Below are 23081 nucleotides of genomic sequence, written 5' to 3'. Positions count from 1 at the left end.
CGATTTGTCAGTGTTCAGCCAACGGGGGAGGAATCATGGCGAACACGCAACTGTCTCAGGCCGGATACCGGCAAGGATGGGGCTGCCGTCGCAGGCGCCGCTGCTATCGCAGGTGGAGCTGCTGCCACCGGCGTCGGTGGTGGGGGTGCTAGAGCGCCCTGTCGAGAGCCGGCGGCTCAGCCGCCGGCTCTCATTGAGCGCCTCCGGCCGTGAACTCGCGCCGGCGATTTCCCTTCGCCGCACCTTTCGCGAATTCTGGCCGGACACCCGCGGATTGCGAAAGCTGTTCGCGGCCGGGGTGGTGTTCGCCATTCTGGCCGCGCTCTGCGAGGTCGCCGCGATCCGCCTGTTCGGGCACATCACCGACGAAGTGCTGACGACCCGCGACCTCGGGTCCTTCTGGGGGCCCGCCATCTGGTGGCTCGGCCTCGCCGCACTCGCCGGGGTGACGTCCTTCGCGGGGGCCTACGCCACCGCGCTGGGCGCCGAACGGTTCCTGCTGGCCCTGCGCGACCGCGTCTACGCGCACGTGCAGACGCTCGCCCCCGACTTCGCCGAGAAGCGGCGGCTGGGCGACCTGATGGCCCGCCTGACGGACGACATCGAGGCCATCGAGGAGCTCGTCGGCTCGGGGCTCGTGAAGATCATCACCACGGTGGCCAGCGTCGTCTTCTTCGCGGGGGCGGCCTTCTTCATCCGATGGGACCTCGCGCTGCTGACCATGGCGCTCATCCCGCTGTTCCTGGTGGTCTCCAAGGTCTTCGCGGGCCGCTTCAGGTCCGCGGCGGCGCTGGAGCGGGCCAGCAACGGGGCGATGAACAGCGTCCTGGAGGAGGGGCTGGCCAACCAGCCGCTCGTGCAGGCCTACAACCGGCAGGGCGCCGAGTCCCGGCGGCTGCACGGCGAAGGCCGCGGCTGGCTGCGCGCCAACATGGCGCAGGCCTGGCTGGCCGGGCTCTACAGCCCGGTCGTCCAGCTCATCGAGACCGTCTGCCTGATCGTCATCCTCGGGTTCGGCGCGTGGGAGATCGCCGCCGGCCGGCTGACGCTCGGCGGGCTGCTCGCCTTCGCCGCCTACCTGGCCCTGCTCTACCCGGCCGTGCAGTCGCTGGGCGAGCTGGCCATGACCGTCTCCGAGGCGGCGGCGGGCTCCGACAGGGTCGTCGAGATCCTGCGGGCCAGGCCCGCCGTCACCGACGCCGGCGACGCCGTGCCCGCCGCCCGCGGGCCGGGCCGCGTCGCCTTCGAACGGGTCGGCTTCGCCTACCCGGACCGGGGACGTCCCGTCCTGCGCGACCTGTCGTTCGCCGCCGAGCCCGGCGAGGTCGTCGTCCTGGCCGGGCCCAGCGGGGCCGGCAAGTCCACCGTCGCCAAGCTGCTGCTGCGCTTCTACGACCCGGACGAAGGCCGCATCCTGCTCGACGGCGCCGACCTGCGGAGCCTGACGCGGGAGTCGCTGCGCGACAACGTGACGATCCTGCACCAGGAGACGCTGCTGTTCTCCGGGTCCGTACGCGACAACATCGCCTACGGCCGGCCCGGCGCCTCGCTCGACGAGGTGATCAGGGCGGCGGAGGCGGCCGGGGTGCACGACTTCGTCAAACTGCTGCCCCAGGGGTACGACACGCCGGTCGGGCAGCGGGGGCGCCTGCTGTCCGGAGGGCAGCGGCAGCGGATCGCCATCGCCAGGGCCATCCTGCGGGACACGCCGGTGCTGGTCCTCGACGAGCCCACCGCGGGGCTCGACGACGCCACGGCCGCGCAGGTGATGGGGCCGATGCGGCGGCTCATGGCGGGGCGCACGACGGTGCTCATCACGCATGATCTGCGGCATCTGCCGGACAGGGTGCGGGTGGTGGCGTTGGAGCCGGTGCCCCGGGAGGAGCGGATCCGGCTCAAGCGGGTCGGCATGCCGCCCCGTGGAGGCCCCTCACCCGGGCCCCGACGCTCGCCCGCGCCGGGTCGCTCATCGGTGCCGTCGGCGTCGGTGCCTTCGGCGTCGGCGGCGGCGGCGTCGGGGGCGGCGGCGGACGGGGTGCCGGGCCGGGCGGTCGTGTCGGGGCCGATGCCCGCGCTCGGGTGCTCGTCGGCTTCGGGACGGTCACGCGGCCCCCAGCCCTGGCCCGTGCCTGGATCCTCGCCCGTGCCGGAGCCTTCGCCCGTGCCGGAGCCTTCGCCTGCGCCTGGATCGCCTGCGCCTGGATCGCCTGCGCCAGGATCGCGTGCGCACGGATCCTCGCCTGCGTCCGGGTCGCCTGTGCGCGGATCCTCGCCCTTGCCTGGGCGCTCGCCCAGGTCGGAGCGCTCGCCTGAGCGTCCCGGCGGGGCGGCCGGTCGCGATGGTGCGCCGGCGTCGCCTGGGTAGGCCGGTGCGGCATCGGCCGTGACGTGCGGCGCCCGTCCCACCGCAAGGGGGGCGGGCGCCGTTCGGTTGGGGTGGTATGTCCGGCAAGATCCCCGATAGAATCGGAGAGCTCTCTCCGTTTGTCCCGAAGGCAGGTCGAGGTCATGGGCGACGACCACAGCGCCGCCAGGCCGCTGCGCGCCGACGCCCGCCGCAACCGCGAGCGGGTCCTGCAGATCGCGCAGGAGGCCCTGGCCAGCGACGGCTTGACGATCTCCTTCGACGAGATCGCCCGGCGGGCCGGCTTCGGGGTCGGCACCGTCTACCGGCACTTCCCGACCAGGGAGGCGCTGGTCGAGGCGGTGCTGCTGGGCCGGATCGAGCGGTTCGTGGCCGACGCCCGGGCGCTGGCCACCGCCGAGGACGCGGGCCGGGCGTTCTTCGGCTGGTTCACGACGGTGGTCGAGCAGGCCGCGGCCAACCAGGCGCTGTGCGACATGCTGGAGAGCGGGTCGGGGATGGCGCTGCGGCCGGGCTCCACGCTGGCCGACGACTTCGCCGCCGCGCTGGCCAGACTGCTGGCGCGGGCGCAGCGGGTCGGGGCGGTGCGGGCCGACCTGGCGCCGCAGGACGTCCACGACCTGCTGCGCGGCTGCCTGGCCGCCGAGCGCCGGGCCCGGGCGCGGGGTGGGGCGGTGCGGATGGCGGAGGTCATCTGCGAGGGAATGCGCGCCAAACCGGCCTCACCGCCGCCGACGTTCTGACGGCAGGCGGCAGGCGGCAGGCGGCGGGCGGCAGGCGGCGGGCGGCAGTCGGCAGGCGGCAGTCGGCGGGCGGCAGTCGGCGGGCGGCAGGCGGCAGGGCGGGGGTCAGGTGGCGAGGGTGAAGCGGACCTCGCGGGTGGACGGGTCGGCCTGGGTGAGCCGTACCGTGACCTGCTTCCCCAGCGGCAGCGCACCGTCGCACCGCGCGATCACCGCCGGATCCACGAGCTGCACCTGCCCGCCTCCCCGCCGCTCGTCCACGTCGATCACCACGGCCTCGAACGCCTGCCCGATCCGATCCCGCAGCAGGAACGCCTCCACCAGGTCCACGCACGCCCGCTCCACCGCCCCCGCGCGCCGCCCCGACGCGTTCATCAGGTCGGGCAGGAGGGGGAGCGCGGCGCGGACGGTGGCGGGGACGGGCTCGCCCGCCGCGACGGCCAGGCAGACCTCGGTGGCGTAGCGGTCGGCGAGGCGCCGCAGCGGGGCGGTGACGTGCGCGTAGGGGGCCGCGACGGCGGCGTGTTCGGCGTGCCGGGGCGGGGCGCCGTCGAAGGCGACGTGGCCGGCGCCGCGCAGCAGCACCTTCGACTCGTGCAGGAACGCCGCGTGCCGCCCGGCCTTGGGGTCGAGACCGTGCACCACGGCGCCGTAGCCGGCGCCCTCGGGCCACGGGACGTCGAGGGCCTGCGCGACCCGCCGGACCTTGGCCAGGTCGCCGGGCTGGGGGCGGGGCAGGACGCGGAGCAGGCCGATCTCGGCGTCGAGCATCATGGTGGCGGCGGCCATGCCGGTGAGCAGGGAGATCTGCGCGTTCCAGGCTTCGGCGGGCAGGGGCAGCCGGAACTCCAGCCGGTAGCCGCCGTCGTCGCGCACCACCTCCTGGTCGGGGGTGGGCAGGGTGACGCCGCCGCGCTCGCGTTCCAGCGCCAGTCTCAGCTCGCCGATCTCGGCGAGCAGTTCGAGGACGCCGTCGGCGGTGCCGGTGTCGTGGACGGCCTGCACGTAGTCGTAGTCGTAGCGCTCGCGGCTGCGGACGAGGGCGCGCTGGACGTCGGCGCCCACCGGGCGGCCGTCGGAGTCGAGGTCGACGCGCCACACGACGGCGGGTCGCAGCGCGCCGGGCAGCAGGCTGGCCGCGCCTTCGGACAGCACGGGCGGGTGCAGCGGCACCTTGCCCGCCGGCAGGTAGACGGTCTCGCCGCGGGCGCGGGCCTCGGCGTCGATGACGCCGCCCGGCCGGACGAACGCGCCGACGTCGGCGATGGCGTACCAGACGCGGTAGCCGGCGCGCAGCCGTTCGAGGTGGACGGCCTGGTCGAGGTCCATCGAGCCGATCGGGTCGATGGTCACGAACGGGATGTGCGTCAAATCCTCGGCGTCCAGCCGCGGCACCTTGGCCACCCACGCGGCCTCGTCGAGCACGGCGCGGGTGAAGCCGCCGGGCAGCTTCAGCTCCCGCGTGATCCGTTCGAACCCGTCCTCCAGCTTGAGAGGTATCTGATCGGGAACCTGAATCGTAGGCACGCGTGACAACCTACAGGCGCGCTCAGGTGAGGTGCCGGTCGAGGCCGGTGATCCGGAGCAGGCGGCGCATGTTCGGGGGCACGCCCTCGATGTGCAGGGGGGTGCGCTGGTTGACGGCCTGGTTCTGGACGGAGACGAGGATGCCGAGCCCGGCCGCGTCGATGAAGGACAGCCGGCTCACCTCGATGACGAGCTCCGTGCCGGGCACCCGGGAGTGACCGGCCTCCTGCAGCAGCGCGAGCAGGTGGCCGCGGAGCAGCTCGGTGGTGGCGATGTCGAGCTCGCCGGCCACGCTCACTATGAGCGTCCCGTTGTGTCGGCTGGTGGTCAGGTGTAGTGGATCCATATCCGGCTCCGCGCTCTCTCAGGGCCGGGATCATCCTGTCGGTAGCGCGGACCCGCCCTTGGCACCAGAGGTCATGCATGCGTCACATAGAGCGACTGTGTGCTTCCGAAGTGGAGTGTACATGCCGGTACGTCCGCGTCGAGAGGGCGGCGGCCATTCGGGTAGACAGGAGAATTCCTCAGGAAAACAATTCCTGTTACCGGATAGAAGAAACTTCATCCTTCGCCGCGTAGTGGGCGGCCCGCTTCCCCCGATCCCAATTTGCCGAAATTTAGGTATTTGTCGGAGGCGATCACTACGCTGCTAGCCCTGTTGGGATACGAGGGGAAAGCGAACCAAGATCGTGTTAATCGCAGTCGCAGTACTGGCCGCCGCCGTGGTGGGCGCGGTGGCCTGGTGGCTCCGCCGGAACGAGGCCTCCGGCGGGGACCAGGTGAACGCCGGGAGCGCATTCGAGGCGGAGCCGAAACGGGGGTGGGAGCTGCTGCTGACGTCCGAGGCGCGGGCGGCGTTCACGGAGGGCCTGCGGGCCTGCCACGAGGCGGGCGGGGAGCTGCGGGTGGGCGCCGAGCAGGGGGTGCTCAGCACGTACGAGCCGCCGCGGCTCATCTCCCTGCACCTGCTCGCCGACGCCTTCGCGGCCCGGGGGGACGCGGCGCTGCACGACCCGCAGGGGACGGTCGAGACGCTGCTGGAACGGGTGGCGGGGGCCGAGCGGCCGGGGGTGCTGCACCTGCGGCCCGGCTGGCTGGAGGAGGAGGTGGACGGCATGGACGCCGCCGCCTTCGCCGCCGCGGCGGGCCAGGCCGTGCGCCCGGACGGCTGGACGGCCGAGCCGGTCGTTGGAGCGTTGCAGGTCACCGTGCCGGGCGAGGAGAGCGTTCCCGGGAGTGAGGACAAGGCGCTCACGCACGTCAACGGCACGCCGATCAAGTCGCTCGCCGCCAAGGAGGAGCCCGCTCAGGGCGACGGGGCGCTCCCGGCGGAGGAGGCGAACACGCTGATGCTCGACCTGGCCCGGGTGCTCGACCTCTACCGCGAGGCCCGCGCCCAGCGGCCGGACGCCGACGCGGAGACGCTGCTGCGCGAGGTCGTCCCCCGCCTGGTCGCCGCCGGCGGCCCCGGCGTGACCTGGGCCAGACCGCCCAGGCCGGGGGAGTTGCGCACGGTGCTGGGGAGCTCTCCGGAGCTGCACTGATGGCGGCGAGAGGGGCGCTGCGCGGCGGGCTCGCCGTGGCCGCCATGCTGCTGCTGTTCGGCGCGGGGCTGTGGACGGTCTCCCGGATGACTCCCACCGTCCATCCGGCGGAGGAGTCCGCGTCCGAGCCGGCCGAGGAGTTCACGGTGGGCGAGCTGGTCCTCACCGTCGAGCCGGACCGCGTGCCGCCCGGCACGCGGTCGGTGCGGCTGACCGCCGGCTGCGCGAGCCCCCCGGACGAGACCGTCGCCCAGTCCGGCGCGTTCGCGGGCAGCCCCGCCTTCACGCGTGACCCGTCCGGGACGACCACGCACGCGGACGCCGCCCTGGACCCCGCGCTCGCCCCGGGCAGGTACCAGGTGTTCGCCCGGTGCGGCACCCGGTTCGGCACCGCCGAGCTGGAGATCGCGGCAGGCGACGGCCCGCCGGGGAGCGCCGCGCGGGAACGCGTCGCCACGACGCGCATCACGCTCGCCCCGGCCAGGACGGGCGAGTGGCGCGACCACCCGGCGGGGGAGCACACCACGGTCGAGCCCGACCCCGGCGAGGCCTTCGTCAGGGTCGGGGTCGTCCACGAGGTGCGGGTGCCCGCCGACGACCCCGACGTGGCGGCGTTGCGCGCGGGAGCGGCGGGCTACAACGCGGCCGTGTTCCTGGAGAGCAGGATCGGCACGTTCACGGTGGAGACGGCCCAGTCGATGCTCGAACTGGAGTACGCGGTCCCGGTCGTCAGGACGGAACCCGGCTCGGACGAGGCCGTCATCACCTACACCGGCCTGTACTACGGCATCACCTCCACCGTTGCGGGGACCTACGCCGGCATCGCGTACACACCGCCCTGGCCCGAGGCCGAGCCCCCGCTGAACGTCCACGAGATCGCCGTCTCGGCCACCGGCTGGACGGTGGCCGGGGTGAGCGGCCCGCCGCCGCTGGCGCAGGACGCGCACCTGCTGCGCCTGAACGGCGGCCGACCGGCGCGGATGGCCTTCGTCAGGGACGGCCGCAACGCCTCCGTGGCCTTCTACCTCGGCCAGGACGACATGATGGCGGCGTTCCTGGAGGGCGGCGAGTTCGAGACCTCGTTGAGCACCGAGGACGACCCGCAGCTCGTGACCCTGTGGAACCTCGGTGACCCCGACACCTTCGTGGCGCGGGCCTGGCAGGCGTCGCTGGTGACGGCGATGGCGGCGGCCGCGCTGATCCTCCTGCACGCCCTCGCGCGCGCCCTCGGCGGCGCGTGGTGGCGCCGCCGGCGCAACTGGCCGCTGGCCGCTCTGGGCGTGGGCGGGGGCGCGGTGTACTTGTCCGGCGCCGCGGGGTCGCAGGAGTTCACGGTGTGGACGGTCGTGGCGGGCGTCTCCGGGCTGGCGTTGTTCTCCACCTACCGCGCCGCCAGGGGAACCAGCGACCTGCCGGTGGCGGTGGCGGCGGTGTTCGCCGCGCTGGCCGGGCTCGTCCTGGCGGCCTGGCCGCTGGCGTCCGCCTTCGGGACCTGGCCGGCGGCCGGGGTGCTGGCGGTCGCGGCGGGGGCGGCGGTCGTGACGGCCGCCGTGCCCCGGCTGCGCGGCGGCCTGACGCGGACCGGCCTGACGCTGCTCGGGGCCGGGGCGATGCTCGCCGCCATGGCGGTGGTGGCCGGGTTCGGCCCGCCGCACCTCATGTGGGTGGCGCTGCTGGCGCTGGCCTGGCTGGCCACGGTGTTCGGCTGGTCGAGCGAGGCGAGTCACCGGTGGACGGCGCCGGGCGCGGCGCGGTGGCTGCTGGTGACGTCGGTCGTGTTCGGCGTGCCGTTCTACGCGCTGACCTTCCTGGACGCTCGCAGCACCTGGGCGTCCATGACGTGGGACGAGGTGGGCAGCGTGGCCATGACGGTGGTCTACCTCGGCCTGCCGTTGCTGGCGCTGCTGATGCTGGTCGTGCGGGCGCGCCGCCTCGGCCAGGACCACGAGGGGCTCACCGAGCCGGCGGCCTTCCACACGGCGGTGTTCCTGCTGCTGATCGCGCGGCTGCAGGCCGCCGGGCCCGCCGTCGGCGTCCTGATGCTGCTGGTGTGGGCCGGCGTGTTCGTGCTGCTGCCGGCTCCCCGGGCCGAGCTGCTGCGCCCGGTGGACGCCGGCGAGCACCGGCTGCTCGTCCGGGACATGATCAAACGTCGCTCGGCCCGTACGGCGCTGACGGCGCTGCTGCGGCAGCCGGGGGAGGGCGACGACTTCGAGCAGCGGCGGCAGGCGCTGGAGCGGGCGGGCGACGAGCGCGACGGGACGCTCGACTCCGACCTCGCGCTCAGCACCCTGGCCGGGCGGACCCCGTGGCAGAACGGGCTGGCCTCGTTCTGGGTCGGGCTCGGGCTGTCGCTGCCGTTCTCGGCCCTGCGGATCGTGGAGTCGGTGCGCGGCGGCCAGACCGGCGTGCCGGAGCTGGCCGCGGCGGCGCTGGCGGTGGTGTCGCTGCCCCTGCTGTGCATGGTGTTCGGCTACTTCTACCCGCGGGTGCGCGGCACGCATCCGGTCGCCAAGTGCCTGGCGCTCTTCGCGACGGCGCTGCTCGTCGAGCTGCCCACGTACATGCTGACGCTGCTCGTGGCCTCCATCGACGGCGCGGTGCCGCCCACCTCGGGCGAGCCGCTCGTCGGGGTGCTCGTGGCGGTGGGCAACACCGCCGTGGTCAGCATCGGCCTCGGGCTGTGGTGGGAGTGGCGGCTCATGTGGCTGGCGGGCGAGCCGTGGGGGCGGGTCAGGAACGTGCGTACGCTGCGCGCCCTGGCCGCCCCGCTGGCCGCGGTGTCCATCGCGGTGGCGACGACGGCGGCGACCGCGCTGGTCAACAACGCGATCGCGCCGCTGCCCAGCGGCCCGGCCGCCGAAGCGACCCCGTCACCCACCCGCAGCCCGTGATCAGCCGGTGTTCTCGGCGCGGCCCTCGCGCCAGTAGCCCATGAACGCCACCGAGCGCCGGTCCATGCCGCGCTCGGCCACGAGGTGCCGGCGGAGCGTCTTGATCACCGACGCCTCGCCGGCCAGCCACGCGTACATCGGGCCGTAGTCGACCTCCTCCTCCGGCGGCACCTCCCACAGCTCCTCGGTGTCCACGTCCACGTCCACGAAGTCGGCGGACCCGGCGGGGGCGGCGTTCGACGGGAGCAGGCGGCCGGCGGCGGCGCGGACGGCGGGCACGAGCTGGGCGCCGCGCTCGCCGCCGTTCCTGGCCAGCCAGGTGACCTTGACGGAGGCAGGTGTCTCGACCGGCAGGGCGTCGTCGTCGCAGGGCACCTCCATGAGCACCTCGCCGTTCAGGTGGGCGGGCAGGCGCTCCAGGATGGCGCAGATGGCGGGCACGGCGGTCTCGTCGCCGGCGATGAGCACGCAGCCGGTGCCCGCGGGCGGGTGGAACTCCAGCCCGCCGTGGCGGCCCTCGAAGCGGGAGTGCGGGCCGTAGAGCGCGGCGATGTCGCCCGGCCGCACGCCTTCGGCCCAGCGGGCGACGGGGCCGCCGTCGGGGTGCATGACGACGTCCACGTCTACCTCGCCGGCCTCGGGACGGACCGTCCTGGCGGTGTAGGTGCGCATCGGGCTGCGCTTGGCGGCGTCCAGCTCACGCCAGCGCAGGTACCAGTCCTGGCCGGTGGGCAGGTGGGCCAGGCCGTGCTCGGGGACCGGGAGGAGGAGCTTGAGCCGCTGGTCGAAGCCGTTGTCGGCGAAGTGGTGCAGGTCGTCCCCTGTGAAGGTCACCCGCAGGAACGACGGGCTCAGCCGTTCGAGCCGGTCCACCCGTACGTGGAACATGTGAAAGGGCTCGGTCATCCCCGGAATCTCCGATCTGGATTAGGTGAGCCTAACCTAAACGATCGCGCGGCTTAAAGCCACTCGCGCAGGTCGAGGGCGGGGTGATGAAAGTTTCAGGGACGATTGACAGCGGGAAAGCGCTTACCTAGCGTGTGGGTCGCTCGCTGGGGGGACGTCAGGCCAACAGCAAGGAGCGTGGATCGTGCGACAGACCATCAACGGCAGCGCGGCTGCCCTCATCGCGATCGTCCTGGCCCTGACCGGCGCCACGGTGGCCGCAGTCGCGAGCGCCTCCACGGCCGCCGCCGCGCCCGCGCCGGGTGCGTACACCGTGGTGAACAACGGCAGCGGCCTGTGCCTCACCGTGCCGGGATCCAGCACGTCCGACGGCGTGCAGCTCACGCAGACCGCCTGCGGCGGCGCCGCGCAGACCTGGGCGCTGGCGGCGAGCGGCGGCGGCTACACGCTCAAGGCCGCGCACAGCGGCAAGTGCGCGGGCGTCAGGGACGCCAGCACCTCCGCGGGCAAGGCCGTGCAGCAGGAAAGTTGCAGCGGCGCCGCCTCCCAGACGTGGACGCTGCCCGAGTCGGGCGCCACCGTCAGGGTCGTCAACGCCAACGGCGGCAAGTGCCTCAACATCAAGGACAACGCGACCGCGTCCGGCGCCCTGGTGCAGCAGAACTCGTGCGACTCCGTCGCCACCAAGCAGTGGCGGCTCGTCCCGGCCGGCAGCGTCCCGACCGACCCGCCGACCGACCCGACCGACCCGCCCACGACGCCGCCACCCGGCAACCCCACAGGGCTGGTCGGCTGGGCCACCCAGGGCGGCGGCACCACCGGCGGCGGCAACGCCTCCCCGACCACCGTCACCAGCGCCTCGGCCCTGACCAGCGCCCTGTCGTCCGGCAGCGCCGCGGTGATCAGGGTGTCCGGCACGATCTCCTGCTCCGGCATGCTCCGCGTGGCCTCCAACAAGACCGTGCTGGGCAACTCGGGCGCGGTGATCTCCGGCTGCGGGTTCAACGTCTCCGAGGCCTCGAACGTGATCGTCCGCAACCTCACCTTCCGCGGCTGGAACGACGACGCGATCAACGTGCAGTACTCGACCCGCGTGTTCATCGACCACAACACCTTCTCCGACGGCTACGACGGCGCCGTGGACGTCAAGCGGGCCAGCGACTACGTCACCGTCTCGTGGAACCGGGTCACCAGCCACGACAAGGTCATGCTGCTCGGCCACGACGACGGCAACGGCGCCGAGGACCGCGGGCACCTGCGCGTCACGTACCACCACAACTGGTTCGACGGCACCAACCAGCGCCACCCGCGCGTGCGGTTCGGCAACCCGGTGCACGTCTACAACAACTACTACGGCAACGTCGGCGGCTACGGCGTCGCCTCCACCGAGGGCGCGGGCGTGCTCGTCGAGGGCAACTACTTCGAGAACACCGACGACCCGTTCCACCTCGGCGAGGGTGACTCCGGGCCGGGCACGCTGGTCGCCAGGAACAACCACTTCGTCGGCTCCGGCAGCGGGCAGAGCGGCGGCAGCGTCGCCTCCATCCCCTACTCCTACTCCCTCGACGGCGCCTCCAGCGTCAAGTCGATCGTGACGGCGGGCGCGGGCGCCGGGCGCATCTCCGTCTGAGTCTCCTCCGGGTCCATCCCCCCGGCCCCTCCGGCGCCCGCCCGCCGGAGGGGCCTCGTCGTGCGCCCGCCGGAGCGGGCGAGGTAGCGTCGTAGCGCTGAACAGGTATCCCCCTCCCTGCGATAGGAGCCCGACTTGTCTCCTGTGATCCTTTCCGCCGCGGGCGTCGCGCTGGTGCTCGACGACTCCGGCCCAGGCCTGCCGCGCGTCCGGCACTTCGGCGCGGGCCTCGGGCCCGTCGCCGCGGCCGGCCTGCTGCCCGCGCTGCCCGGCCCCGCGCCGCGCCTGCTGCCCGCCCAGGGCGACGGCTGGTACGGCCGGCCCGGCCTGTCGGGAGGCAGGGACGGCGAGCACTGGCCGGTGCGGTGGACGGTTGACGGGATCGACGTGACGGCCGAGCCCGGCTCCGGCGGCTCGGTGACCGTGACGGCCTCCGACGCCAGAGCCGGGCTGCGGCTGACGAGCGAGCTGGTCATGGACGGCGGCGGCCTGGTGCGGATGCGGCACACGGTCACCAACGCCGCGGCTTCGCCGTACCGGGTGGCCGGGCTGGTGTGCGTGCTGCCGGTGCCCGCGCGGGCCGGTGAGCTGCTCGACTTCACCGGCCGGTGGGCGCTGGAGAAGGTGCCGCAGCGTGGCGCGTTCGGTCAGGGCGTGTGGTCGCGGGAGAACCGGCGCGGACGCACCGGGCACGACGCGACCGGGCTGCTGGTGGCGGGCACCGAGGGGTTCGGGTTCCGCCGCGGCGAGGTGTGGGCGGTGCACGCCGGCTGGAGCGGCGACCACGTGCACTACGCCGAGCGGCTGGCCGAGGGCGTGGCGCTGCTCGGCGCGGGCGAGCTGCTCGAACCCGGCGAGGTCGTGCTCGCCGAGGGCGAGCGGTACAGCACGCCGTGGGTGTACTTCACCTGGTCCGGCGGCGGGCTCGACGACGCGAGCGCCCGGCTGCACGGCCACCTGCGGGCCCGGCCGCTGCCGGTGCGCCCCGTCACGCTGAACAACTGGGAGGCCACCTACTTCGACCACGGCCTCGACCGGCTGCTGGAGCTGGCCGACCTGGCCGCCGCCGCCGGGATCGAGCGGTTCGTGCTCGACGACGGCTGGTTCCGCCACCGCCGCCACGACCGGGCCGGCCTCGGCGACTGGTACGTGGACGAGGGCGTCTGGCCGGACGGCCTGCACCCGCTGGCCGACCGGGTGCGCAAGCTCGGCATGCAGTTCGGCCTGTGGTTCGAGCCGGAGATGGTCAACCCCGACTCCGACCTGGCCCGCGAGCACCCCGACTGGATGCTCGGGCACGCCGAGCGCCTGCCGCCGCCGCAGCGTCACCAGCAGGTGCTCGACCTGGCCAGGCCCGAGGCGTACGCGTACCTGCTGGAGCGGCTCGACACGCTCGTCGGCGAGTACGCGCTCGACTACATCAAGTGGGACCACAACCGCGACATCGCCGAGCCGGTGCACGACGGCGTGCCGGGCGTGCACGCGCAGACGCTGGCCACGTACCGGCTGCTGGACGAGCTGCGCGCCCGCCACCCCGGGCTGGAGATCGAGTCGTGCTCGTCGGGCGGCGCGCGGGTCGACTACGGCGTGCTGGCCCGCACCGACCGGGTGTGGACCTCCGACAGCAACGACGCGCTCGACCGGCAGCACATCCAGCGCTGGACGGGCCTGCTGGTGCCGCCGGAGCGGATGGGCTGCCACGTCGGCGCGCCGCGCGACCACGTCACCGGCCGGTCGGTGCCGCTCGCCTTCCGCGCCGCCACCGCCCTGTTCGGGCACATGGGCGTGGAGTGGGACCTGACCGCCGCGAGCCAGGAGGAGCGCGACGAGCTGGCCACCTGGATCGCGCTGCACAAGCGGCTGCGGCCGGTGCTGCACGCCGGGCGGGTGGTGCGCGCCGACCTGTCCGACCCGGCGGAGCTGCTGCACGGGGTGGTGCTGCCGGAGCGGGCCGTGTTCGCGTACGCGCAGGTCAGCTCCAGGCTGGCGATCGAGCCCGGCCCGCTGCGGCTGCCGGGGCTCGACCCCGGCGCCGAGTACGAGGTGCGCGTCGCCGGGCCCGTTCCCGAGGGGGTGCTGATGCCGCAGTGGGCCAGCGCGTCGGATCAGGGGCCCGTCCGGCTCACGGGCGCGGTGCTGGGCGAGCTGGGGCTGCCCGCCCCGGCGTTGCGGCCCGCGTCCGCGCTGGTCATCGAGCTGGAACGGGTCTAGTTCGACGGCGCCGAGCCGCGCAGCAGGCGGGCGCCCAGCTCCGTCAGGACGTGGTAGACGCGGTTGCCGTCGCGGCTGGCGGTGAGCAGCCCGGCGTTCTGCAGCGTCCTGGCGTGCTCGCTGGCGGAGGCCGGCGAGATGCCGGTGCGGCGGGCCAGGCCGGTGGTGGTGGCCGGGGTGTCGGCCACCGCCGCCAGCACGCTCGCCCGGGTGGCGCCCAGCAGCCTGCGGAGCGAGCGTGACGGCTGCGCCGGGTCGCCGGTGAGCCAGGCCGGGTCGTGCCTGACCGGGTAGACGAGCACCTGCGGGCCCGCGGGGTCCTGCAGCGTGGTGGGGGCCCGCCAGCAGAAGAACGACGGGATCAGCACCAGGCCGCGGCCGTCCAGCCGGACGTCCCGGTCGGCGGGGTGCAGCGGCAGGGACAGCACCGGAGGCTGCCAGATCGCGAACGGCCGCAGCGCCCCGAGCGCCGCCTCCGCTCCGCCGCCGAGGAACTCGTGCGCCAGCCTGGCCCGCTCCGCCCGCACCGCCGTGTCGATCGAGCTCCAGTACGGGGCGACGGTGCGGCGGTGGTAGCCCGTCATCGCCGCGCCGAGCAGCCGCAGCGCGGGCAGCCGGCCGCGGCTCAGGTCGGCCAGATCGGGTGACGGGCGGCCCTCCAGCCGCTCGACGTCGCCGCGCAGCCGCCGGCGTGGCGTGGCGAGCACCGTCTCGACGGCTGCGCCGAAGTCGCCGGGCGCCCCTGACGGGGTGAGGAAGTCCGCGGAGTAGCCCCAGGGCGGGGCGAGCGAGAAGAGCGGCCGCATGCCGGGGGCCAGCGCCTGCCGGGCCCGCCGCCGCCAGCCGCCGAATATCGCGGCGCCCTCGCGTTTTCCCAGCAGGTGAACGCTGAGCAGGACCTCCCACAATGGATCGGGCGCGGCGGCCACCCGGACCCGCGCCAGGTCTTCCCCCGAGAAATGCATGCGTAAAGTCATCGGCGCGTAGCCCCCCGCGACAATCGTGCCCCCTGCGCCTGCCTCCCTGTTTCGGCGCACTCCGAAACACGATGCCTCGAATGCGCTTCCCGGTCCAGCCTGTAGGTGCGTCCCGCCGGGCCGGAATCACCGAATCCGGGCGGCGAAATCGAGGGAAGGAAACGACAGATGCATGAGACGCACGACAACATCGGGCACCGCACGATGGCGCGCGCCCTGGCCTTGCTCGCCGCGCTGGTCATGGCTTTGACCTGCGTGATCGCGGGAACGGGCGCGGCCCAGGCGGATGCCCGGGAGACGTTCCCGCCCGCCCCGGAGGGCGCGCAGGCGCGAAACGCGGCCGCGGTGTCCCCGGGAATCTCGCCGGCCGCCCGGAGAACGTACCACGCCAATCCCGGAGACCCGTGGAACTGCCCGCTCGGAAACCTGTGCACGGCCGTCTGGGACAACACGACCGGTAATTGGAAAGCCTTCGACCTCTACACCTGCCACCGCTACGCGCTGTCCCACTGGGAGGGCTACGGCGAATACACGAACAACCAGACCGGCAACGTGACGTCGTTCTTCTACGGCCAATTCCTCGAGGAGAAGGCGCGCTTCACACCCGACTATCCCATCGTGCACGGCGTGGACTGGTCGCCGATCTGGCACATCCGCAACTGCTAGCCCAGATCCAGCTCCGACCCGCCGAACCGGTCGCGCAGGAACCGGCCCTGGTCGCGCAGCGCCTGCTCGTCGCCCCGGTGGATCGCCTCGGCGACCTTGCCGAGCTGGGCGTCGAGCAGGGCGAGCTGCTCCAGCAGCTCCTCGTGCGCGCTGCGCTCCCGCCCCGCCCGCCGGGTCAGGGCGTAGCGGCGGGGCAGGTTCGCGTACGCCTCCAGGCTGGCCGGCAGGTACCGGCGGATCGTCTGGGAGACCACGTGGAGCTGGTCGGGGGAGGCGGCGAGCTGCTCGGCCCTGGCCAGCACCCCGCCGATCACCTCGGCCAGCCCCCGCACGGCGGCCCGCACGTCGTCGGGGAAGCGCCGGTCGACGCGGCGCAGCAGCCCGTCCAGGTCCTCGCGCAGGGCCCGCGTCTCCACCTCGGCGTGCGAGATCGTCAGCCGGACCCGGTCGGGCGGGGCCAGCAGCGCGCCCGCCCCGTACAGGGCGGCCACGACGACCGGCCAGTACGCGCCCGCCAGCCCCGCGAAGTGGGCCACCAGAGCGAGCAGCGCCAGGCAGGAGCCGACGATGTTCCTGGTCGAGCCCAGGTACCGCAGCACCCGCTCACTGATAGCCACGGATCTCCTTGAACGCGCTGGTCAGCGACGTCTCGCGGGCGTCGAACACGGCGCCGCCGGTCAGCTCCGCCACCTGGCGCATCTCCTCCACGTCGCTGTCGCCGAACAGCACCACGAACGCCGGCACCCGCCGCCTGTCCTCCGGCAGCGACCGGTAGTGGCTCTCGAAATCGGCGTAGCCGGAGCCGTCGGTGTTCTCGCCGTCGGTCATGAGCACGATCGAGCCGTAGTAGCCCTCCTCGACCGGGCGGTCGTAGGCGGCCCTGAGGCTGTCGTAGATCGCGGTGCCGCCGTGGGCGGCCAGGCCCTCGGCGAAACGCCTGATCCCGGCGAGCACGGCCTCCGGGTTCCGCTCGGGGACGGTGAACGGCACCGGCTGCCGTGGCGAGCCGCTGAACGGGATCATCGTCACGGTCTCGCGGTTGCTGAACCGGGTGAACGCGCCGGAGGCGGAGCCGTCCGCGCCGGTCAGCGCCACCAGCGCCTGCCGCAGCGCGTCGATCCTGGCGCCCTTCATCGAGCCGGACGTGTCCAGCACGAACGTGGCCTGCGCCGGGACGCGCACCTGGTTGAGGTAGGTGGCGATCAGCTCGTCGGCGGTGCTGCGCCGGTTGGGGAAGGGCAGCTCGATGAGCTGCGCGGCGCCGAACCGGGGATCCTGCGGGACCCCGCTCACGATCGGCCGGCGGTGCGTGCCCGTCATGATCTCCTTCTGCACGGCCGGGGTGCGCAGCCACGCGGCGAGCTTGCCGTACAGGACCTTCTTCTCCTCGGAGGCGGCGGCCAGCAGCGTGAGCGGGTAGTCGGCGCTGACCACGCCGTCGGCCGGGTAGACGAGCGTGAGCGGCTCGCGGGCGCCCAGCAGCACCGACTCGTAGTTGACCATGCCGTCCACGCCCGGGTCGCGGGCGTAGGCGTCGGCCAGCCAGCCCGACGAGCCGGCCGTCAGCCGCTGCGCGGAGAAGAAGTCCTTCAGCCTGGGCGTCACCGACGCGACCTGCTCGGCGGTGAGCGCCCCGTCGGCGTCCGACAGCGCGGCGGCCACGCCGACCAGGGCGGAGAAGCCGGAGTTGGAGGAGGCGGGGTTGGTCATGCCGAAGCTGAACCGGCCGTCCCTGGCCGCCGCGGCGATGTCGGCCCAGGTGACCTGCCTGCCGTTCCAGCCGAGCTCGGCGGCCTTGGCGGGCTTCAGGCCGAGCACCACCGGCGAGACCATGATCTTGGTCTGGGTGGAGAGCCTGGCCTGGGCGCCGTCGATCAGGGACAGGTAGCGGTTGGAGGAGAACCAGGTGGCGTCCAGCCTGCCGTCGGCGCGGCCGCTCGCCACCTGGTCGGCGCCGTCCAGGGTGCCGGTGTAGGTGAGCGACACCTTGACGCCGGCCTCGGCCGCGGCGCGGTCGAGGAGGGGCTCCAGGTCCTTGATCTCGCTGCCGGCCAGGACGCGCAGCACGTCGGGGCCGTCGGTGGGCCGCGCGGGGTCGCCTCCTGCGCAGGCGGACGTCGTGAGCAGCAGGGCGACAGGAACGAGGGCCGCCGCGAGCCGCCGCCTGACGCTCGTGCCGGGCGGCCGTCTCATGCGGAGGCCTCCTTGGCGCGGTCCAGGTACGTCCTGGCGTGCTCCAGCTCCGACGACAGGCTGTCCACCGTGACCGCCATGTTGTCCACGGCCTTGGCCCGGAAGGAGTCGATCAGGTCCATCGTGGCGTAGACGTTGTCGAACGCCTGGCGCAGCGTGTCCAGGTCCACGGTCGTGGCGGCGGCCTGGTTCTGGACGGCGCCCGCCTGCGTGCGCAGCATCTCGCTGGTGGCCAGGATGAGGTCGCCGGTCGTCGCGTTCAGCGCGGTGATCTGGTCGAGCACCAGCTTCTGGTTCGCCAGCGCCTGCGCGACCGTCACCGCCGTGCGCAGCGCGGCGACCGTGGTCGTGGTGGCGCGGTCCACGCCCTTGCTCAGCTCCAGGTTGTTCCTGCGGACGAGGTCGAGTGCCAGGTAGCCCTGGGCGGAGACGGCGAGCTGGGTGAGCAGGTCCTGGTGTTTCTGGCGGACGGCGAACAGCGCGTCCGAGCGCAGCGCCGTGGCCTGCGCCTCGTCGGCCGCCGCCACGATGCGCTCCTCCAGGGCCGCGTCCATCGCCTGGGCCATGACCGCGTACTCCTGCAGCCGCGTCATCGCCTCCCACAGGCTCGCCTTCTCGCCCTCGATGGCGGCGTTGTCGCGCAGCAGCTCGTCCTGGCCGGACCTGAGCGCGCGGATGACGTCGTCGAGGTGCTTCTGCGCGGAGTGGAACCTGGCGAAGTAGTCGCGCAGCCGGTCGCCGAACGGGATGAGGCCCAGCAGCCTGCGCGGCCCGCTCGCCGCCTGCTTCGGGTCCAGGTCCACGACGGTACGGCGCAGCGCCACCAGGCCGCTCGCCACCCTGGCCTGGGCGTCGGCGCCCTCGCCCCGGGCCGCGTCGAGGGCCGCGACCGGCCGCTTCAGCATGCGGTTGGCCACCTGCGAGGCGGACCTGATCTCGGTGTCGCCCATCGAGGAGATGTCGTGCACCTTGCGGGAGAACTCCGGCGAGCGCGGGTCGATCCCGCCCAGCTCGCCGGCGAACTCGCGCGCCTTGGCGGTCAGCTCGGCGGCGCGCTCGCCGGTCATCGGGAGCATGGTGGCCGCCGTCTCGGCCGGCACCGGGGTGACCGGAGCGGGCGGCGTGAGCACCAGATCGGACACGTGCGGGATCTCCTTGTCAGGGACGTGCGGCGTCGATGGTGGTGATGAGCTCGTCCAGCCGCTCGTACGTGGGCGGCTCGACGACGTCCACCAGGTCGGCGGCGGCCGGCGCCCCGGTCTTGGCGACGAGGCCGGCGAACGCCTGCGGATCGGTGGTGCGGAAGCCGTATTGCGCGGCCAGGGACTGCAGCTCAGGGTCCTTGGTGAGCAGCTCGCCGACCCGGCCGCCGTCGCCCGACAGGGGGACGAGGGTGTGCTTGCTGAGCACGGTCGGCGACGGGTAGACCAGGCGCATGCCGGGCTTGATCGCGCCGTCCCCGGCGAAGACGTGCGCCAGGTACTGCGCCTCGTAGACGACCAGCATCGGCGTCTTGCCCGCGCCGAGCGCCAGGTAGTCGTCGAACGAGGCCTCGCTGGTGGACTCGGAGAAGCCCTGGTCGAGGACGGCCGGGGCGAGCGTGGGCGCGATCTGGGCGACCTGGGCGGCGGAGGTGATGACGTCCTCGCCGTTGGCCACGTAGCCGATGACCGACAGGTACATGGCGGCGGAGTTGGAGGTCCGGATGTCGGTCGTCGTCAGCAACACCCGCTTGCGCGCCTTATAGGTCGAATTATCCGGAATTTCATCCCAGCGGGTGCCCTTAGCCACTAGGTCCAGATATTTCTTGATATTGAGGGTTTGTGGGCCTTTGTCGGAATTGCTCAGCACGCCGGCCTTCACCAGCAGCTCCGCGATCGGCTCGAACGTGGCCACCGCCATCGGCGAGTAGAACGGCGAGTACGTGACGGTGGCCTTGCGGTCGCGCTTGATCCGCTCGGCGGCCGGCACGCTGGAGGGGAAGGCGAAGGCGTACCGGCTCAGGTCCACGTCCGTGACGATCTGCCGGGAACCGGCGGTGTCCACCTCCACGCGCAGCCCATGCTTGGCGAAGGCCGCCTGGACACGCGGATCGTCGAAGAACGGCTTCTTCTCCGACCCGATGACCCCCCGCACCACGGCCACCCCGGGCCCGTCGTCCCCCTGATCGCCGGTGACGATCGCGACCACCGCCACCCCGGCCAGAACCGCCGCCAGAATGACGCCGATCCACCGCTTCATTGAACCCCGTTTCGTGAAATGACCCCCATGGCTGGAATTATGGGATGGCGGTGACGGGGGTCGCGCGGGGGTGAAGGCGAACGTACGGCAGAATTCATTCGCCGTTCACGGTCGTCGCCCGCGCAGCAGCCTTCCGCGTCCGGTGCGAATGGCTTTTGACCTGCGCACTAACGATGCGCTAACGATGCCGTCCGCACCCTGATGCCGCGTTTCGCGAAAGGGCGCGAAACGTTCGGACATCGAAGGAGCAGAAAGCATGCACTTACGCAAGCCGATCGCCATCCTCGTCCTCGCGGCAGGCCTCGTCGTGCCCGGGACCGTGTTCGCCGGCCCGGCCGCCGCCGACGTCGACAGTTGTGAAGTGGAGATCGTCGAGATCGTCGCCTACGACGTCAGCGAGAAGGACGGGAAGGACGAGCTGCGCGTCAAGATCGGGGGGAACCTGTTCCCCAACAACGGCTACGTCAACGCCAGGAACGGCGACACCCTGAGCCCCGGCAGCTTCGGCGACCCGGTGGCGCTGCTCGAGGTGGACGACGGCGACCTGGCCGTCAGCCTGCGCGAGGTCACCCCGCCCTACGTCAACGACGGCTACAACCTCGGCTCCGCCTACGCCTCCGCCACCCAGTGCTCCGGGCTCGATCCGGGCTACTTCGTGGAGGACGAGGACATCGTCCAGGGGAACGTGAACGGCAACTCCGGCAAGCACTACGAGTACGCGATCACGCTCCGGCTGATCGGCCGCTCCGGCTGACCGGATCGGCCCCTGCTTGAGGCCCCGTCGCGCGCGCGGCGGGGCTTTCCCTGCTCAGGGGATGACGTCGGCCACGATCGTGGCGGTGCCCTTGCGGCACGAGGTCAGCCTGCCGGTGCGCATGGCCTCGGCGGCGGTGCTGCTCGCGCACTCCCAGCCCGCGACGGTGGCGATCCCGGCCGTGCCCTGCTTGGCGGTCCGCGGCCGGTAGTAGGCGCGCAGGACACGCTGCGCCTCGGCGCAGTCGGCGCGGCCCCGCTGCACGGCGACGGCCGCCAGGGAACCGTCGGCCGCCTCGACCTCGCCGCACACTGTCCCGGGACCGGCCAGGGTGGGGGTTGGGTCGGGCGTCGGCGTGGTGGTGGATGCGGGCGGCGTCGTCGCTTGCGGGGGGAGCGGCTCGGGGCCGCAGGCGGTCAGGCAGAGCACGAGCGGGACGACGACGGCGACGCTGATACGCACGGGGAACGGACTCCACTCCTGGACTTCACGACCGGGGCAGTCTCCCACGGCAGGAGTCCAGCAGGAGCTGACCTAAGATGCCGATCATGCGCATCACCGGCCTTATCTGCGGTGTCGTGTTATCCCTGGCACTCCTGGGCAACACGGCTCACGCCACGACATATCCCATCCGCGATCGCGTCCTGACCGCGAACAAGCTCTACAGTGCAGGCGAGCTCCAGGCGAGCCGGTGCACCGAGCGCAAGGTCAAGCCGAACGACGTCGCTCTGGCCAAGAGCTACCTGACGAAGGTGTTCAACTGCCTCAACACCTCGTGGGGCGCCTACTTCAAGCGGGCCGGCCTGCCGTTCAGCCCGGCCGCGATCGGCTTCATCACCAAGAAGAAGCGCTTCTGCGGCGAGGCGTGGGGCGGCGCCGCGGGCAAGTACTGCCCCGCCGAGCGGCGTTTCGTGATCCTGCTGGACAAGGACCTCCTCGCCGACCCCTCCGACCTGTTCCTGTTCGGCCTGGCCGCCCACGAGTACGGGCACCACCTCCAGAACATCACCGGCATCGACCGCGCCTACGAGGAGCACCCGTACAGCGGCAAGAACGAGCTGAACGAGCAGTCGCGGCGCGGGGAACTGCAGGCCGAGTGCCTGGCGGGCGTCTTCATCGGCAGCGTGTGGGACAGCCTGGACCGCACGGAGGAGGACTGGGAGTACATGCTCGACGTGCAGCGGGAGAGCGGCGACGAGCACACCAAGGTCCGCGATCACGGCAAGGGGCGCAACATCGCCGCCTGGCTGAACCGGGGCTTCGAGGCCGTCTCTCCCGCGGCGTGCAACACCTGGGCGGCCTCCTCCGCCAAGGTCTCCTGACCGGCGCGGGACAACCGCCGGTAAAACGGCGGCAGATTCCGGCCGGGTGGTGAAGGCGGTTTAATGCCGCCGCAATCACCGGAGCCGTGATCATGTAACACGGTCCACGCAGACTGGACGTCATGAGCGATGCACCGAAAGTGACTGACGCGCGTACCGGAGGCGGCCGTTCGTGGGGGCGGGAGCTGGTCGAGCTCGCCGCGCTGTTCCTCGCGGTCGGCCTGGCGCACCTGCTCGCGACCCTGCTCGGACACCAGGAGCCCGGGCCCGTCGTCCTGGTGGGGCTGGGGGTGGCGTTGATCGTCGGCGCCGCCATCCACAAGCGACTCGGCCACCGGCCCGGCCCTTCCGCACGCGATTCCGGCCCTTCCGCACGCGGTTCCGGCCCGTTCGGACGTGGTTCCGGGCCGTCCGCGCGGAAGCCCGGCCCGTTCGGGCGCGGTTCCGGGCCGGTGGGTAGTTCGGGTCTCGGTTCGGGGACGGCGGGAGGGCGGCGTGACACGGCGGCGCTGCCCGTCGAGGACGGCGCCGGCGGGGCGATGGCGTTGTGGCGGATCCGGATGCGGGTGGTGGAACGGCCCGGGAGGCTCGCCACCGTCGCCGGGGCGTTCGGACGGCTGCGGTGCAACATCCTGGCGCTGCACATCGCGCCGACCGGCAGCAGCGCCATCACGCCCGCCGGGTGCGACGCGCTCGACGAGTTCGTCATCGAGGCGCCGCGCGACCTCGAACTCGGCGTGCTGGCCGGGGCGCTGGGGGAGGCCGGCGGGCAAGACGTGGTGATCGTGCCCGCCCGGGTGAAGGACCTCACCGACCCCGGCGTCCAGGCGCTGGTGCTGGCGCAGCGCGTCAGCGACGACCCGGACCGGCTGCCCGAGGCGATGGCCGAGCTGCTGCGGGTCTCGGACGTCGAGTGGCGGCGGCCCGGCGACACCGTGGACGAGGGGGCCGAGCTCAACACGACCATGGTGATCTCGGTGAACCCCGATCGGGCGTTGCTCGTGCGGCGGCCCGAGCTGCCCTTCACCCCGACGGAGGCGGCCCGGGCGGCGGCCCTGACGTCCGCCGCCACGCACGCCCGGTACAGCACCGGCTGACCCGGCCGCCC

At 73.1% G+C, this 23081-nt stretch carries 19 protein-coding genes; 10 read left to right on the top strand and 9 right to left on the bottom strand.

The genetic code is table 11. The annotated features are described in order from the left end of the window. Window positions 1-274: 274 nt before the first annotated feature. Window positions 275-2365 (top strand): ABC transporter ATP-binding protein, encoded by a 2091-nt coding sequence (locus ABD331_RS15945; RefSeq protein ID WP_344475254.1) that lies wholly within the window; start codon window positions 275-277, stop codon window positions 2363-2365. 143 nt (window positions 2366-2508) lie between these two features. Further along, window positions 2509-3108 carry a TetR/AcrR family transcriptional regulator gene (locus tag ABD331_RS15940; RefSeq protein ID WP_148432798.1) on the top strand — a complete coding sequence of 200 codons (600 nt, stop codon included), beginning with the start codon at window positions 2509-2511 and terminating at the stop codon, window positions 3106-3108. 105 nt (window positions 3109-3213) lie between these two features. Here the strand turns inward: ABD331_RS15940 and ABD331_RS15935 are convergent, their stop codons facing one another. Beyond that, window positions 3214-4635, bottom strand: coding sequence for an RNB domain-containing ribonuclease (locus ABD331_RS15935; RefSeq protein WP_344475251.1), 1422 nt, complete (start codon window positions 4633-4635; stop codon window positions 3214-3216). A 22-nt stretch (window positions 4636-4657) separates the two neighbouring features. Next, complete coding sequence (locus tag ABD331_RS15930) at window positions 4658-4981, bottom strand: STAS domain-containing protein (protein ID WP_344475249.1); 324 nt, start codon at window positions 4979-4981, stop codon at window positions 4658-4660. Between the two features lie 343 nt (window positions 4982-5324). Between ABD331_RS15930 and ABD331_RS15925 the strand changes: the two genes are divergently transcribed. Beyond that, window positions 5325-6179, top strand: a complete 855-nt coding sequence (locus tag ABD331_RS15925; protein ID WP_344475247.1) for a hypothetical protein — start codon at window positions 5325-5327, stop codon at window positions 6177-6179. After that, window positions 6179-9073, top strand: a complete 2895-nt coding sequence (locus ABD331_RS15920) for a hypothetical protein (protein ID WP_344475245.1) — start codon at window positions 6179-6181, stop codon at window positions 9071-9073. The genes ABD331_RS15925 and ABD331_RS15920 overlap by 1 nt, the downstream gene beginning before the upstream one ends. On the opposite strand, the gene ABD331_RS15915 is transcribed toward ABD331_RS15920, so the two are convergent. Next, window positions 9074-9979, bottom strand: coding sequence for a siderophore-interacting protein (locus ABD331_RS15915; RefSeq protein WP_344475243.1), 906 nt, complete (start codon window positions 9977-9979; stop codon window positions 9074-9076). It lies immediately after the preceding gene. 184 nt (window positions 9980-10163) lie between these two features. Here ABD331_RS15915 and ABD331_RS15910 point away from each other — a divergent pair, with 184 nt between their 5' ends. Then, a complete protein-coding gene (locus tag ABD331_RS15910; protein WP_344475241.1) occupies window positions 10164-11609 on the top strand; it encodes a pectate lyase family protein in 1446 nt (481 codons plus the stop codon). Between the two features lie 144 nt (window positions 11610-11753). After that, entirely contained in the window at window positions 11754-13820 is a 2067-nt protein-coding gene (locus tag ABD331_RS15905) for an alpha-galactosidase (RefSeq protein ID WP_425566003.1), read from the top strand. On the opposite strand, the gene ABD331_RS15900 is transcribed toward ABD331_RS15905, so the two are convergent. After that, the gene (locus tag ABD331_RS15900) at window positions 13817-14785 is read right to left on the bottom strand and encodes a winged helix-turn-helix domain-containing protein (RefSeq protein WP_344475237.1); all 969 of its coding nucleotides are present in this window, start codon (window positions 14783-14785) and stop codon (window positions 13817-13819) included. The two genes, ABD331_RS15905 and ABD331_RS15900, sit on opposite strands and share 4 nt — an antisense overlap. Before the next feature lie 180 nt (window positions 14786-14965). Between ABD331_RS15900 and ABD331_RS15895 the strand changes: the two genes are divergently transcribed. Then, window positions 14966-15463, top strand: coding sequence for a hypothetical protein (locus ABD331_RS15895; protein ID WP_344475235.1), 498 nt, complete (start codon window positions 14966-14968; stop codon window positions 15461-15463). Here the strand turns inward: ABD331_RS15895 and ABD331_RS15890 are convergent. From ABD331_RS15890 to ABD331_RS15875, 4 genes are read right to left on the bottom strand one after another with little or no spacing between them, the layout of a single operon-like run. Beyond that, the gene (locus ABD331_RS15890; RefSeq protein WP_344475233.1) at window positions 15460-16080 is read right to left on the bottom strand and encodes a hypothetical protein; all 621 of its coding nucleotides are present in this window, start codon (window positions 16078-16080) and stop codon (window positions 15460-15462) included. The genes ABD331_RS15895 and ABD331_RS15890 overlap by 4 nt on opposite strands. Further along, the gene (locus ABD331_RS15885) at window positions 16067-17656 is read right to left on the bottom strand and encodes a vWA domain-containing protein (RefSeq protein ID WP_344475231.1); all 1590 of its coding nucleotides are present in this window, start codon (window positions 17654-17656) and stop codon (window positions 16067-16069) included. The genes ABD331_RS15890 and ABD331_RS15885 overlap by 14 nt, the downstream gene beginning before the upstream one ends. Further along, on the bottom strand, window positions 17653-18798 hold the full coding sequence (locus tag ABD331_RS15880; protein WP_344475229.1) for a toxic anion resistance protein: 1146 nt from the start codon (window positions 18796-18798) through the stop codon (window positions 17653-17655). The genes ABD331_RS15885 and ABD331_RS15880 overlap by 4 nt, the downstream gene beginning before the upstream one ends. Window positions 18799-18814: 16 nt before the next feature. After that, window positions 18815-19897, bottom strand: coding sequence for a hypothetical protein (locus tag ABD331_RS15875; RefSeq protein WP_344475227.1), 1083 nt, complete (start codon window positions 19895-19897; stop codon window positions 18815-18817). 256 nt (window positions 19898-20153) lie between these two features. Here ABD331_RS15875 and ABD331_RS15870 point away from each other — a divergent pair, with 256 nt between their 5' ends. Beyond that, window positions 20154-20651: a hypothetical protein gene (locus ABD331_RS15870; protein ID WP_344475225.1), complete on the top strand. Its 498-nt coding sequence runs from the start codon at window positions 20154-20156 to the stop codon at window positions 20649-20651. 54 nt (window positions 20652-20705) lie between these two features. Here ABD331_RS15870 and ABD331_RS15865 read toward each other — a convergent pair whose 3' ends face one another. Further along, entirely contained in the window at window positions 20706-21113 is a 408-nt protein-coding gene (locus tag ABD331_RS15865) for a hypothetical protein (protein WP_344475223.1), read from the bottom strand. Window positions 21114-21199: 86 nt separating this feature from the next. Here ABD331_RS15865 and ABD331_RS15860 point away from each other — a divergent pair, with 86 nt between their 5' ends. Together ABD331_RS15860 and ABD331_RS15855 are read left to right on the top strand one after the other, a co-directional pair. Further along, complete coding sequence (locus ABD331_RS15860; RefSeq protein WP_344475221.1) at window positions 21200-21973, top strand: neutral zinc metallopeptidase; 774 nt, start codon at window positions 21200-21202, stop codon at window positions 21971-21973. Window positions 21974-22095: 122 nt separating this feature from the next. Next, complete coding sequence (locus ABD331_RS15855; RefSeq protein WP_344475219.1) at window positions 22096-23070, top strand: ACT domain-containing protein; 975 nt, start codon at window positions 22096-22098, stop codon at window positions 23068-23070. Window positions 23071-23081: the final 11 nt, after the last annotated feature.

The sequence above is a fragment of the Nonomuraea monospora genome, assembly GCF_039531895.1.
In the GTDB taxonomy this organism is placed as follows: domain Bacteria; phylum Actinomycetota; class Actinomycetes; order Streptosporangiales; family Streptosporangiaceae; genus Nonomuraea; species Nonomuraea monospora.
The sequence above is the reverse complement of the archived record's forward strand: the minus strand, read 5'-3'. Positions and strand labels throughout refer to the sequence as shown.